Raw genomic sequence first — 13,623 nt, 5'->3', positions numbered from 1 at the left:
CGAGCGGGAGAGGGAGCGCAGCAGTGCTTGCGGTATTCACCATGAATGCCTGTCCTGCTAAGAGCCAATAGCGGCCCTGCAGGCGAGCCGCTATTGATGTAGCCGGCATAAGATTGGTCACCCGGCGCCGCCGGGGGCTCAAACGAACAACAGGGAGAGACTATGCGCACCTTGGCGATCGCCGCCTCCATCGCGGTTCTGGCACTTGGCTTGAGCGGGCCGGCATCGGCCCAATCACCGATCATCATCAAATTCAGCCACGTTGTCGCCACCGACACGCCGAAAGGCAAGGGCGCGGAGAAGTTCAAGGAGCTCGCCGAGAAGTACACCGGCGGCAAAGTCAAGGTCGAGGTCTATCCGAACTCGACGCTCTACAAGGACAAGGAAGAGCTCGAGGCGCTCCAGCTCGGCAGCGTGCAGATGCTGGCGCCGTCCAACTCCAAGTTCGGCCCGCTCGGCATCCGCGAGTTCGAGGTGTTCGACCTGCCCTACATCCTGCCCGACATCAAGACACTGCGGAAGGTGACGGAAGGGCCGCTCGGCACCAAACTGCTGAAGCTGCTGGATGCCAAGGGCATCACCGGCCTTGCCTATTGGGACAACGGCTTCAAGCAGATGAGCGCGAACAAGAAGCTGATCACGCCGGCCGACTATCAGGGCGTGAAATTCCGCATCCAATCCTCGCGCGTGATCCAGGCCCAGTTCAAGTCGCTCGGCTCGCTGCCGCAGGTGATGGCGTTCTCGGAAGTCTACCAGGCACTCCAGACCGGCGTGGTCGACGGCCAGGAGAACACCTGGTCGAACATCTATACCCAGAAGATGCACGAGGTTCAGAAGTACATCACCGAGACCAATCACGGCTACATCGGCTACGTCGTGATCGTGAACAAGAAGTTCTGGGACGATCTGCCGGCCGACATCCGTGACCCATTGTCGAAGGCGATGAAAGAGGCGACCGAATTCAGCAACGCGCAGTCGCAGAAGGAGAACGATGACGCGCTGGCCGAGATCAAGAAGAGCGGCAAGAGCGAGATCATCAAGCTGACGGCCGATCAGGACGAGGCGATGCGCAAGGCGATGGAGCCGGTCTACAAGGAGGCCGCGGGCCGCATCGGCCAGGGGCTGATCGACGAGTTCCTGAAGGAAGCCAAGAGCCCGACGAACTGACCTCGACGGGGCGACCCCAACGAAGGGCTTCCGCGCAGCGCACGGAAGCCCTTTTTGTTGCAGATCGTTTCAGTTTGCATCTGAACGGACATTCACGGCAGTTACATCTCTGCAAGGACCCCTTCCTGTCCAAGTTGTAAGTTGCGCGTCAGCCCCCTCGCGCTCATCCTCACGGGCACCTTTCCAGAGGAGGTCAGGATGAAGAAATTCACCATCGCAGCCATCGCCGTGCTCAGCATCGCCGGCTCGGGCGCGGTCTACGCCCAATATCATCGCCCGTGGATGGAGCACGTCCGCCACATGCGCATGAACCCCGAGGACCGGGCCGCTTTCGTCGATGCGCGGATCGCCGCCGTCCATGCCGGCTTGAGGCTTAACGCAGATCAGGAGAAGCTGTGGCCGCCGGTCGAGGCGGCGGTGCGGGAGTTCGCCAAGCTGCGCATCGACCGTGCCAATGCGCGGATGAATGCCGGGCCGGGCGATGCCGACAGGGCCGAGGATCCGATCGCCCGCCTGCGCCAGCGGGCCGAGGACATGGGCGCCAGCTCCGCCGCCCTGAAGAAGATCGCCGATGCCGCCGATCCGCTCTACAAGACCCTCGACGAGGGCCAGAAGCGGCGTCTCGCCGTGCTGACCCGGCACCGCGGCCCGTTCGGCGGCGGCGAGGACGGCCCGCGCCACTACCACTTCAAGGAGCGCATGGACCGCATGATGGAACGGGGCATGGACCACTTCCACCATGACCGCTTCGACCGTGACCGCGGTCCCGACCGGGACCGGGAGGGCCGGCTCTGAACGGACCGGTTCTCAGGCCGTAAACCCTGGCGAAGCCGCTGGAATCCAGCGGCTTTTCGCATTTCCGTTCCTGTGGACGAGACCTTGGAAAACTTACGTCCGATCGCTTGCCATACCCGGATCGCTTTGCTAAACGACCGGCCTCGCAAGGCCTTGACCGCCTTTCGGGCGCATAGCTCAGTTGGTAGAGCAGCTGACTCTTAATCAGCGGGTCCCAGGTTCGAGCCCTGGTGCGCCCACCAAGCAAATCAAGCACTTACAGCAGTGCGCACCAGAACGGACCAGTCGGTTTGACGTCCGGTTTGAGAAATCTGTTCGTCGTCTGTACGCCAAGTTGAAGGATGGCGGGATGGCTGCGCGTTACCGCAGCGGCTAGCTCGTTCCCCGGCGGCGTGGAGCGCTCTCTCACGCAGAAGCCTTGGCGACCGAGGACGCCTTCACCTGGAGTCGATCCACATCCCGAACTCACTGTTCCTACCCGTATACTTCACTCAATTTCTTTATCGCTGACTCGGCGAGTTCGAGCCGGCCGCCCAGTTAGTGCGCATCGAGGATCTCCTGCACCGTCTTCATCGAATGGCCAGTTATCGAGGCGATCTCCGGAACCGAGCAATTGGATAGCGCGAGGCGCGTAACAGCAGTGCCGCGCAAATCATGGAAGTGCAGATCCTTCAACGACGTTTTCTTGAAAGCCTTGTCCCAGCTCGTCCTGAAACCGTCCTCCGTCCATGGCCGGCCGAACGAGTTGACCAATATAGTCACGGCCGAGCGCTCTTCCTTCAATGCAGCGTCAAGCGCCGCCTTCAGCGGCGGTCCCACCGGTATAGTCACACGGCGCCGGCCCTTGTTGTCGCGGCCCTTCGATTGGCGCATCCGGATATACGTGCCATCGTAATCTTTCCAGGTCAGGCGCAGCAGGTCTCCTTGGCGCTGACCTGTCCATAATGCGAGCAGGAGAGCGGCTTGTAGCTCAACCGACGCAACGCCACAAAAGGCCCTGATGTCCTCGGCCGACCAAATTAATTCAGACCGGTCGGATTCATAAAGCCGGCCACCGCGCTCGCAGACGTTCACTGAGATCTTGCCACGATCCTTTGCAACGGACAGAACACGCGCAATTGTCGTCCAGATATAATCCGCCTTGCGTGGCGTGTCGGAGAATGAATCCCGAAATTCCTTGAAGTCACCCCGTGTGCGCTTGTCCTCGAGGGCGCCAATCGGCATCGAACCGAACCTGGTTTCGATAAGCTTGAGGTATCCGTCGTAAGCGCGCTTACTCTTGCCACCAAGATCTTTGTACTCACTGCAGTCCTTGAAGTAGTCGATAAGTGAGCTAAACGTCTCGGAGTTCTTCTTCGTGTACGACGCCACTGCTTCATTGTAGAGGCGCATAAATTCCGGTGTGCCGGGTGTCGCGTTGATGCGCGGGCCTCCCTTCCACGCATACCAGTAGGTCTTCAACGTACCGTCACCGAGCTTTTTTATGGACCAGTTGATCCCCTTCAGCCGCACTCGCATTCTGGGATGCCTTCCACGCGTCGTATGGTGCCAGTTGAGCTTCAATTTTAGGCTGCAAACCAGATAACCGGTCAAGGGCTACGTCAATCGCTTTTTTATCCCATTTGCGTGTTCCAGGTATTGCCCTCGGCATGATTCCGCGTCGAACCCATTCGTTGATCGCTGAAAGGGACTCGCAGCCTGCGTAAGCGGCAGCCTGTTCTTTGGACATGCCACGGGGCTCGATCATTCGCTGCTCCCACTGCCGGCAATCAAAGTAGCGGTGCTGAATTCGGCAGGACCGTAGTTGATCAAGGCCGAGAAACCTTGGTGACAAAAGAGCGGGACTGTAGAGCTCGCAGATTCGGCTAGCGTGGAGTGGAAATCGGACCGACCTATGTGCGCCAACGGCGCCGGAATCTACTCCGGGATCTGAAATCCATCTGTCTCTGGTGCGGTGATCTTGTCCGGCGTCAGACGGACCGGTGATCTAACTTTTGGGTAAGTATGACTACGTCATCCTCGACAGCGATCACCCACTATCGATCGGCGAGCTTCATATCCAATGGTTTTCGCTGCTCGAGCGTTAAAATTATAGACGCCGGCCGAAGATCTCGTTTCCAGTGACGGCTATCCTGCACCGCCGAAGAGCCCGTGCTTCTTTCCCCGGGCCACCTCAAACGCGGCGCGTTAGTCGGCACGATGCATCGCATGGATGCAGCCAAGGCGCATTAAACGGGCAGGCGGGTTCGTCTCCGCACGAGGCCTTGCGAAGATTCCCAATGCTGGCGGAAATCCGGATGCAGTTACGCTCCTGTCATATTGAGGACGGAGCGAGGCAACATGATCACAAAGCGAAGAATTCTTTCTGATCGGCCGCCCAATGCGCATCACCGTGCGGGATCTCAAGCGGATGCAGAAGGTAACCGTCGCCTCAGTGTACCAATGCGCGGGAAGCCCGTTGGCTCCGGACAAGCCGACGCAGCGTGTTTGCAACGTGACATGGGGCGGCGTGCGTCTGGACGATGTCCTCCAACGCGTCGAACCGGACCCGGAGGCTGCCTTTGTCTGGTCCATCGGTGCGGACTCGGGTGAGTTCGGCGGCGCGGATTGCGGGCATTACACGAAGGATCTCCCTCGCTCGCGCGTGGGGGCCGACGTCCTCCTCGCCTACGAAATGAACGGCGAGCCTTTGTTACCGGAGCACGGTCATCCGCTGCGGCTGGTCGTACCGGGATTCTATGGGACCAACAGCGTGAAGTGGCTCCGGAGGATCGAGCTTCGCAAAGAGCGCGCTCCTGGTCCCTTTACGACACGTTGGTACAACGATGTCGTCGCCGAAGGCGTGACGCGCCCGGTCTGGAACATCGCCCCGCAATCGGTGATTGTGTGGCCCGCGCCCGGGACTCCAATAGAGCAGGGGGCAGTTGTTCGGGCATGGGGTTGGGCGTGGGCGGATGGCGGCGTGGCCGGCGTGAAGATCAGCCTGGATGAGGGGCTTTCCTGGAAGGCCTGCGCCGTCGAAAAGCCTACCGGCCATTCGTGGACGCAATTCATGTGCAACTTCGAGGCGGCGGCGGGACAACAAAGCATCGTTTCCCGCGCGACCTCCCGTTCCGGCGAGAGTCAGCCGGACGACGGAAAGAGAAATGCTCTCTATCGCGTTCCTTTCACGGTCGTATGAGACCTATAATGCTTCGCGTCGCCGCAGATGCCGGACCGCTCGACGCGGGCCGAAAGAAGTGCGCTCCAGCGATCGGCGCGCCGTGCCCGCAGGCTGTGCATTGGAGATACGCCTGCAGTTTGAGCAAGGTGAATTGCTATGGCTGCCCCGTCAAAGCCTGGTTGACTACGTAAGATTTCAGCGCGCCGCGTTGATACGGCACGTCCGCTCCGCGCACCAGGCTCTATGCGCTGCGCTTACCAAGCCATGCTGTCTCGGCACGTCGCGCACCGATCCCTCGTGCAAGATTTAAAGAGCTCCTCGCCCGGGGGCACTCGGAAAAGGGGCTCGCCTACGGCAACCGCTATCACGGCCCCGTTCCCGGGTGTTCTTTAACCGGTCTCGCCGCTGCACTCGTGCCACGTGCCGGCTGCGCCGTCGTTATGCTCACGTGGCTCGGGTGCCATTTCAGGTGATCGATGCGGCGTCCACTGTTCTCGCCGAGAACGCCGCAACGAAATCGCAACGAATTGGATGAAACGAGCGTGAACAAAACGGGACGAAAGTGTATGTCACACCGAGAAAAATCAACAACTTAGAAGACGTTCATTGCGTTCGGGACGCAGGGCAGCCCACGCTCAGATCGGGACTTGAACTGAATGTCGGTATCGGTAGTTGCGGCTCCAGGATTTGAACCTGGCTGCGCTCCATTTCCGCCGGCAAGGAATTGCGTACGAACGACGGCTATTGACGAACTATCGCGGGCTCAATTCGCCAGTTAGACTGCCCTTCGATAGGAAAACAAGGCCTCCGAAATAGTGGGTCTAGCGATGTAGCGGACCAGCGACTCGAACCCCCGACATTGAGCTACCTGCGCAGGATGATCTCTTTGTTTCCTGAAGTGACAGTATTCGAAAACCTCAGATTGGTGGCCCCAAATCTCGAACCAGCTGGGTTGATGTCCTTGCCGGTCTCTTGCAGCAAGAATGCGGGGGCAGGTGCCATAGAGCTGCGGATCATGAGCTGAACATTCATTCGCTAGCCTCTATACTTATCTCATCGTCCGCGGCAGATAGAGCGCAAGATCGGGGATCAGCATCAGGATGCCCAGCAAGAGTACCATCGCGGCGAGGAACGGCAGAATTCCACGATAGATCTGCTCCATCGGCACGTCCCTCACCATGCCCGATATGACAAACACGTTGAGTCCGACAGGTGGTGCGATCATGCCGGCCTGACACACCACAACGATGACGACGCCGAACCAGATCGGATCGTAACCGAGCGCAACGCAAACCGGAAAGAGTATAGGTACGGTCAGCAGAATCATGGCGAGTTCGTCCATGAATGCGCCCATGATCAGATATGCGGCTATGATGAGCAACATGATGGCCGCAGGCGACAATCCTGAATTGGCGAGCGCAGTTGCTAAGGACATAGGCAACTGCGTAACGGCGAGGAAGTAGCCCAGAATCACCGCTCCGATGAGGATGACGGTAATGATGGCCGTAGTCTCGACCGTTGACATCAATGCCCGTAGCAACACCTGCCAGGTCAGACGCCGCCGCGCCAACGCGAGGATCAAGGTGCCAAATGCGCCGATGCCGGCGGCCTCGGTCGCGGTAAAGACGCCGCCATACATGCCCCCGATCACCAACGTGAACAGCATCGCAACGGCCCAAACATCTCGAAAAGCCCGAGCACGTTCGGCGAAGCTTGCCTTCACTTCAGTTCGGGGAGCAAGGGTCGGATCCCTCAACGTCGTGACAGCAATCGTGAGAACAAACAGGATCGTCAATAGAATCCCGGGAAGTACGCCGGCCAAGAACAATTTTCCGATCGAAGTTTCGGTGATGAAGCCGTAGATCAGAAAAATGATGCTCGGCGGAATCAGAATTCCGAGCGTGCCACCAGCGGCGATCGAACCGGTGGCGAGCCGTGGATCATAGCCGAATTTACGCATCTCGGGCAGCGCCACTGTTGTCATTGTCGCGGCTGTCGCAAGGCTGGAGCCACTGATGGCTGCAAATCCGGCGCACGCCATCACAGTCGCCATCGCGAGTCCTCCGCGCCGATGACGCAGCCAGGTTTGCGAGGCGGCATAAAGCTCACGGCCTACTCCTGTCTCATTGGCCAAGTGGCCCATCAGGACGAATAGCGGCACGACACTCAGCACGTAGTTGGCGACTGCGCTGTAGGGCGCGAGCCCGATCAGGTTGAGTGCTGAATCCCAGCTGTTGACGACGGCGAAGCCGATGAATCCGACGATGCCCATGGCGACGCCAATCGGCACGCCAAGAAACATCAGCAACAGCATTGCAAAGAAGCCGATGACGCCGATTGTCGTATTGTCCATTTAGCGGCTCACGGTGTTGATCGCCCGCGCGATGCGCAGCACGAGCACGATCGCGACGAGGGCGGACCCCACGGCGAGGAAGCCGTAGAAGGGAAACGTCGAGACGCCGAGGTTGAGTGAGACTTCACCGCTCTCGCGCACCTCTTGAGCGTGATCGATGGCCCGCCAGGAAATTACACTCCAGAAAACCATTCCAAACAGAGCACCGACGCCGTCGAGCGCTGTACGAACCCGTTCGGGAAGCATCTGGGTAAAGAAGTCTACTTTGATGTTGCTGTTGCGAAGTTCCGCGCAGGCCAGTCCGCCAAAGCTCAGGAAGATGAGAAGAAACTCGGTGATTTCGACGCCCGCGAATAGCGGTTTACTGAAGAAGTAGCGACCGGTCACGTCGGAAACCGTTACTCCGACGAGACCGGCCAAGGCTATGATTGCGACAAAATTCAAGACCCTTGCGGCCGGTTCCAGGATGGGCATTCGCTGATGCCTAGGGATCGTACTGCTTGATAAGGGCGCGGAGATCGCCAAGCGCCTGCTTTGCGGGCAGACCCTTTGATTCGGTCGCCTTCAGCCATTCCTCGACGATCGGCGCGGCTTTTTCGCGCCATGGCTGCAGTTGGTCGTCGGTGAACTTGTAGAAATGGCCGCCGGCCTTGTTGGCTGCATCGACGCCCGATAGCTCGCCCTTGTCCCATGCGGCTCCGGCGAACTCCGCGCCCCATGCACCGCCAAGTTCGTCCAGCACCTTCTTGAGGTCGGGTGGAAGCGAGTTGTACTTGGCAAGATTCATTACGAGGAACTGCGATGTCGTGAACATGCGCAGCTCGATATGATGTTTTGTCACCTCAGCAAGCTTAAAACCGTGAAGGGCTTCGTGCGGAAGGATCGTACCGTCAACGATGCCCCGCTCCAATGCATTGTAGCCTTCGGGCACAGACAACGCGACTGGTACACCGCCGAGCGCCTTCACCAGATCGGAAACCGGCCCGCCGCCGACCCGAATACGCAGGCCGGCGAACTCTTCAGGCTTCAGCACCGGCTTGTTCGCCATCTGAAGATGGAAGGGTGGAGGAGCTTGCAGCCACAGCACCTTCACGCGCGCATGCTCTTTTTCCAGGTGCTTGACGTAGTATTCCCACAACGCGCGGCTAGCGCCTTTTGCCGTTTTAGTCTGGAACGGAAGATCGAAGGCTGCGGTCAGCGGGAAGCGCCCGGCGGTGTAGTTATGCGTTCCCCATGCGATGTCGACGATGCCGTTCTGCGCCATGTCCCAATGGTCGGCCGGCTTACCGAGAATGCTGCCAGGAAAGATCGTGATCTTCAGTTTGCCGTTACTGTTCTTCTCGACCATCGCCGCCCACGGCACCAGAACGTGTTGATGGTTGACGTGCGCAAGCGGCAGCCAGTGAGACAACTTCAATTCGATGGGCTTGTCCTGAGCGACGGCGAGCGTACCGGACAACGCGAAAGCCAAAAGGGCGTAGCCGCCCTGTTTGATCAAACCTAGCATCCCGATCCCCTCCCTCGGAGTTCTGTATCTCGGCTTCTGCCGACTCTTGGTTGCCTGTATCAGCAATTTTCGATGGCCGATGCGAGCGACGCGTAATTTGTGATAACAAATCACAAGCAAGTGCACTTGAAAAGGCTTATCTGCAAAATTGTTCCCAAGCGCAGCGAGGTAGACGCAATCAGAGAATGCAATTGCACCGGCACCCGCGCGGACCAATCAAGGTGCGTACGGCTCGCATCCCGAGCATCAGTGCGGTTCAAGAATACTGCCAATCGTGTCTATTGGCTTGCTGGGGTAACGTGCTGCATGCCGATAATATGCGGTGCCGCGGCACTCTCACCGAACCCGGGATGAACGATAACGCGAAAACGATCCGCCAGCCCCTCGGCCCACCGATAGCCCTCGATGGTCGCTGCGCCATGGAAAGCAAGCAGCGACGGCCCGCTGCCAATCGCTTTCACTATCGTATCGACGCCATCGACCTTGGGCCTTAGCGTCTCGGATTCCATTCAGCTTTCCACTTGGCGGCTGCGGTTAGGCGGAGCTGCGGTTACCATGTGTTGTGTAACGCATTCAAACGGCTTGCATCAGGCGCCTCGGCCACGGAAAAAGCGTTACTCTTCAAGGATACGGCGATACGCGTCTATCGCCGGGGCGAAGTGGAGCACGAATCATCGGTGAGCGGCTAGGATGTATCCGGGGAAGGCGCCAGATTTGCCAAGCGAACGTCTCTTGATAAGGTGATGGAATTGTCGGGGACGAGGCCGCTCAGCGAATGGTTAAAGGGATAGACAAGGTCGGGCTCGAGAGCTCGATTCGCGCTGTCGAACGAGAGACTCTCAACGATCGCGTATACCGCGAACTCCGGACTATGATCATGTCTGGAGGCTTCGCGCCCGGCTCGGAAATGAAGCTGCGAGCTCTGGCGCAAAGCCTACATGTTAGCCTGATGCCGGTTCGAGACGCCATTGGGCGCCTAGTCGTCGAACGCGCGCTGAAAATGCTCCCCAACCATCGCGTCATCGTACCTGAAACGACGATCGATGAGTTCTTGGAAATTCGCAGAGTTCGGATTCTTCTGGAAGGCGAGGCCGCCGCCCTGGCATGTCAGTACGTTAGCCCTGACGTCATTGCTTCCCTCAAGCGTATCCATGAGAAGATTAAATCCTTGAGTGGAAATAAGCAGCGTCAATTTTGGGCGCTGAACCAGGAGTTCCATTTTACAGTGTATGAAGCGGCCAAGAGCCCGTTGTTACTTTCCATGATCGAGTCGCTGTGGCTCCAGATCGGGCCTGTTTTCAACCATATTCCGATCAACTTGACCTCGGAGGGCGCCCGCGGCCATCATCGAATTATAGCTGCGCTAAGCGCAGGCGATGCCAAGGCAGCTAGGGCTGCGATAACAGAAGATCTTATGAAAGGTGGCGATCGCATCATCGCGGCCTTGATCCAGGACAAGCAGCTGGCCCACTAGCCGCCTAGCCTTCCACCAATCTGTCCAAATTCAAACACGAAGCTGGGAGTGCTGCGTTGCCGTAGTTGCGCGTGCGTGCTGGGGCGCGCTCAAGGCTCTTGACTCTCATTTGTGATTTGTTATCACAAATCACAAATGACGAGCTCCCGAGGAGGATAGCTCGCTTGGGAGGAGATTGCGATGAGGTGGCTAGGTGCGGTTTTCGCGGGTGCGTTGATGTGGGCCAGCTCGGCGCGCGCTGACGACGCGCCCATCAAGATCGGCGTCATGAACGACATGTCTTCGGTTTATGCCGTGGCCGGCGGTCGAGAGACTGTTGAAGCCGTCCGCATGGCAATCGACGACGCTGGGCCCGTGCTCGGCAAGAATGCCGAGCTCATCTTTGCCGACCACCAGAACAAGCCGGACGTCGGCTCGGCCATCGCGCGCCGGTGGTATGACGTTGAGGGGGTCGATGCGGTCGTCGACGTTCCGAACTCGGCGGTTGCTTTCGCGGTCCAAAGTCTTGCCAAGGAAAAGAAGAAGATTTCGCTATTTGTTGGCGCCCTGAGTTCCGATGTGACTGGTCGCAAATGCGATAATTACACGACGCAATGGGCCGTTGATACGTATTCGCTGGCGCACGTCATGGGAGCCGCTGTTCTCAAGCGGGGCGGCAACCGCTGGTTCTTCCTCGGCGCCGATTATGTATTCGGACGTGCCCTTGTGCGCGATACCAGTGCCGTTATTGAGGCTAACGGGGGCAAGGTCCTCGGCGCCGTCTACGCGCCGCTGAACACTTCCGACTTCTCCTCCTTCCTCTTGCAGGCGCAGCCGACCAATCCGAACGTGATCGGCCTTGCAAATTCTTCGGACGATACGGTCAACTCCATCAAACAGGCCGTCGAATTCGGTCTCACCTCTAACGGTGCGACTTTCGCGGCTTACGTGCTCTTTCTCGAGCATGTCCAAAGCATCACGCTCAAGACCGCTCACGGCTTGCTTCTGGCCAATCCCTTCTATTGGGACCTGAATGACGAGACACGTGCCTGGTCGAAGCGCTTCGAAGAAAAGATAGGTCATCCGCCGGATTGGGATCCTGCGATGTCGTACAGCGCGGTGTTCCATTATCTCAAAGCCGTCAAAGCCGCCGGATCGCGCGACGCGGACGCCGTCGCCGCAAAGATGCGCGAGCTACCGGTCAATGACTTCACCACCAAAGACGGGAAGGTGCGTATCGATGGCCGTGTTTTGCGCAATCTCTATCTTCTCCAAGTCAAGAAGCCCGAGGAGTCCAAAGGAAAGTGGGACCTCTACAACGTGGTGGGCACAGTACCTGGCGATGAAGCGTTCCGTCCGCTCCAAGATGGCGGATGCCCGTTGGTGAAGGCCGGCTCGGCCAAACCGTAGTCAACGTAGCAAATCGTCGCGCGAAGCGGGGCTGCGGTCGTCCACGATAAAAACTGGATCAAGTCAATGGTGATGAAGAGTGGCGGCCAAGCCGTCGTTGACGTTCTGAAGGCGGAAGGCGTGAAGTTCATCTTTGGTATGCCCGGCGGCCATACAATCGGAATTTACGACGCTCTCTACGGACAACAGCAGATCTCCCACATTCTCGTGCGGCACGAGCAGCATGCTGCAAGCATGGCTGCCGGCTATGCGCAGCTTACCGGTGAGCCTGGCGTGTGCTGCGTGACGGCCGGGCCTGGCGCCACCAATCTGATCACGAGCGTAGCGGAAGCATATGTCGGTGCGTTGCCGATGGTCATCCTCGCGGGGCGTGGTGCCACTCGCAACGCACATCGTGGCGCAAGCCAAGAAATCGACCAAGTCAAGATTTTTGCCGCTATCACGAAATGGGGCGTCCGGGTCGATCGACCGGACCTCATTGTCGAATGCCTGCGTCAAGCGTTTACCATTGCCCGCTCGGGTAAGCCGGGTCCTGTGCTTATCGATATCCCCGCGGATATTCTTAGAATGCAGTTTGACGTCGGCGACTATCTCCCAGTCGGCAAACCCGCTGTGGTCCGCGGTGATAGCGATCGTATCAAGACCGCGGCGGCGGCTCTTCTCGCGGCTAGAAAGCCGCTAATCGTCGCCGGTGGCGGCGCCGTAGCCGCAAACGCGACGTCTGAAGTGCGTCAGCTCGCGGAGATGCTGGGTAGCCCCGTCGTCACGACGCTCGCAGGGCGGGGCATTTTGCCTGACGATCATGAACTCACGGCTGGCGGCATCGGTCATCATCGACAGGACGTCACAAAGTATCTTCTGCCAAATGCTGACGTTGTCATCGGCATCGGCGCTCGCTTTGAGGAGCAGGAAAACAACTGGAAGCCAGAATATATTCCGGCGCCGGCGGCCACCTATATCCAGATCGATATCGATCCAAACGAACTCGGCCGATCGGTCATTGCGACCATAGGCATCACGGGAGATGCGCGCCTGGTTCTCCAGGATCTTCTCACGGAGTTAAAAGCAAAGGGTACTGGTCAGCGCGCGGCCTCCAAGGAGTGGCTCGCCGAGTTGTCGAATCGGCGTGCTGCGCTCGAAACAGAGCGCGAAAGCATGGCGAGCTCTAATGCCACGCCAATCCATCCGATTCGGATCTTCGATCGCATCCAGCACGTGTTCCCACGCAATGCAACCGTCGCCATCGACGTCGGCGTGCTCGCGCAGGGGATGGGTGGCGCATTTCCTTATTTTAAGATCTTTGAGCCACGCGCCACGATCGTGCCCTCGAGCTTCTATGGAATGGGCTTCGCGGCATCGGCTTTTCCCGTCGCACGCCTTGTCTACCCTGACCGGCCTGCCGTCTGCTTCGTGGGCGATGGATCCTTCCAGATGGTGATGAATATCCTTCCCGTTGCCGCCGAACTCAAGCTCGGTGTCACGTGGTGCATATTCAACGATCACGCCTTGGGCTCGATCCGCGACATCCAAGTGCAGGCTTTCAATGAGCGGTTCATTGGGACCGAATTCGTCCTTGATCTCGATTACGCGGGCCTTGCAATCGCCTCCGGCTGCTACGGGGAGCGTGTCACCGATCCCCACCAGGTCGAGGCCGCCCTACGACGGGCGTTCGTGGCCAATGAAAGCGGTAAGCCGGCAGTTCTCGACTTTGTGGTCGCCAAAGAGCGCTTGGCGGGTAGTCGGGAGTTTTTTGCTCGATGAAGCCACTCTCATTC

Annotated in this window: 12 protein-coding genes and 1 tRNA gene; 7 read left to right on the top strand and 6 right to left on the bottom strand. The window is 58.7% G+C overall.

The features are described 5' to 3' along the window. Nucleotides 1–162: 162 nt before the first annotated feature. The 3 genes from ACVWYQ_RS13145 to ACVWYQ_RS13135 all read left to right on the top strand — a co-directional run bounded on the left by ACVWYQ_RS13145 (nucleotide 163) and on the right by ACVWYQ_RS13135 (nucleotide 2,204). The gene (locus ACVWYQ_RS13145; protein ID WP_271543753.1) at nucleotides 163–1,167 is read left to right on the top strand and encodes a TRAP transporter substrate-binding protein; all 1,005 of its coding nucleotides are present in this window, start codon (nucleotides 163–165) and stop codon (nucleotides 1,165–1,167) included. 198 nt (nucleotides 1,168–1,365) lie between these two features. Continuing rightward, nucleotides 1,366–1,962 carry a Spy/CpxP family protein refolding chaperone gene (locus ACVWYQ_RS13140; RefSeq protein WP_157284152.1) on the top strand — a complete coding sequence of 199 codons (597 nt, stop codon included), beginning with the start codon at nucleotides 1,366–1,368 and terminating at the stop codon, nucleotides 1,960–1,962. A 166-nt stretch (nucleotides 1,963–2,128) separates the two neighbouring features. Next, nucleotides 2,129–2,204, top strand: a tRNA-Lys gene (locus ACVWYQ_RS13135). Nucleotides 2,205–2,499: 295 nt separating this feature from the next. Here ACVWYQ_RS13135 and ACVWYQ_RS13130 read toward each other — a convergent pair. Both ACVWYQ_RS13130 and ACVWYQ_RS13125 read right to left on the bottom strand, forming a co-directional pair. Further along, nucleotides 2,500–3,423: a tyrosine-type recombinase/integrase gene (locus ACVWYQ_RS13130; RefSeq protein ID WP_456725691.1), complete on the bottom strand. Its 924-nt coding sequence runs from the start codon at nucleotides 3,421–3,423 to the stop codon at nucleotides 2,500–2,502. Between the two features lie 7 nt (nucleotides 3,424–3,430). After that, nucleotides 3,431–3,709 (bottom strand): hypothetical protein, encoded by a 279-nt coding sequence (locus ACVWYQ_RS13125; protein ID WP_404655536.1) that lies wholly within the window; start codon nucleotides 3,707–3,709, stop codon nucleotides 3,431–3,433. A 633-nt stretch (nucleotides 3,710–4,342) separates the two neighbouring features. Here ACVWYQ_RS13125 and ACVWYQ_RS13120 point away from each other — a divergent pair. Further along, complete coding sequence (locus ACVWYQ_RS13120; protein ID WP_271543817.1) at nucleotides 4,343–5,143, top strand: molybdopterin-dependent oxidoreductase; 801 nt, start codon at nucleotides 4,343–4,345, stop codon at nucleotides 5,141–5,143. 1,030 nt (nucleotides 5,144–6,173) lie between these two features. On the opposite strand, the gene ACVWYQ_RS13115 is transcribed toward ACVWYQ_RS13120, so the two are convergent. The 4 genes from ACVWYQ_RS13115 to ACVWYQ_RS13100 all read right to left on the bottom strand — a co-directional run bounded on the left by ACVWYQ_RS13115 (nucleotide 6,174) and on the right by ACVWYQ_RS13100 (nucleotide 9,494). After that, a complete protein-coding gene (locus tag ACVWYQ_RS13115; RefSeq protein WP_271543820.1) occupies nucleotides 6,174–7,478 on the bottom strand; it encodes a TRAP transporter large permease in 1,305 nt (434 codons plus the stop codon). Further along, complete coding sequence (locus tag ACVWYQ_RS13110; protein ID WP_271543822.1) at nucleotides 7,479–7,952, bottom strand: TRAP transporter small permease; 474 nt, start codon at nucleotides 7,950–7,952, stop codon at nucleotides 7,479–7,481. Nucleotides 7,953–7,962: 10 nt separating this feature from the next. Then, the gene (locus tag ACVWYQ_RS13105; protein WP_404655538.1) at nucleotides 7,963–8,985 is read right to left on the bottom strand and encodes a TRAP transporter substrate-binding protein; all 1,023 of its coding nucleotides are present in this window, start codon (nucleotides 8,983–8,985) and stop codon (nucleotides 7,963–7,965) included. A 278-nt stretch (nucleotides 8,986–9,263) separates the two neighbouring features. After that, nucleotides 9,264–9,494, bottom strand: coding sequence for an alpha/beta fold hydrolase (locus ACVWYQ_RS13100; protein ID WP_271543826.1), 231 nt, complete (start codon nucleotides 9,492–9,494; stop codon nucleotides 9,264–9,266). Nucleotides 9,495–9,760: 266 nt separating this feature from the next. Between ACVWYQ_RS13100 and ACVWYQ_RS13095 the strand changes: the two genes are divergently transcribed. The 3 genes from ACVWYQ_RS13095 (at nucleotide 9,761) to ACVWYQ_RS13085 (ending at nucleotide 13,609) form a co-directional block, all read left to right on the top strand. After that, nucleotides 9,761–10,459: a GntR family transcriptional regulator gene (locus tag ACVWYQ_RS13095; protein ID WP_271543828.1), complete on the top strand. Its 699-nt coding sequence runs from the start codon at nucleotides 9,761–9,763 to the stop codon at nucleotides 10,457–10,459. Between the two features lie 180 nt (nucleotides 10,460–10,639). After that, nucleotides 10,640–11,848 carry an ABC transporter substrate-binding protein gene (locus tag ACVWYQ_RS13090; RefSeq protein ID WP_456725690.1) on the top strand — a complete coding sequence of 403 codons (1,209 nt, stop codon included), beginning with the start codon at nucleotides 10,640–10,642 and terminating at the stop codon, nucleotides 11,846–11,848. 66 nt (nucleotides 11,849–11,914) lie between these two features. Beyond that, nucleotides 11,915–13,609, top strand: coding sequence for a thiamine pyrophosphate-binding protein (locus ACVWYQ_RS13085; protein WP_271543832.1), 1,695 nt, complete (start codon nucleotides 11,915–11,917; stop codon nucleotides 13,607–13,609). Nucleotides 13,610–13,623 lie beyond the last annotated feature (14 nt).

This window comes from Bradyrhizobium sp. USDA 3397 (assembly GCF_054060965.1).
Note: the sequence above shows the minus strand (reverse complement) of the source record. Positions and strands in the feature narration are given on the sequence as shown.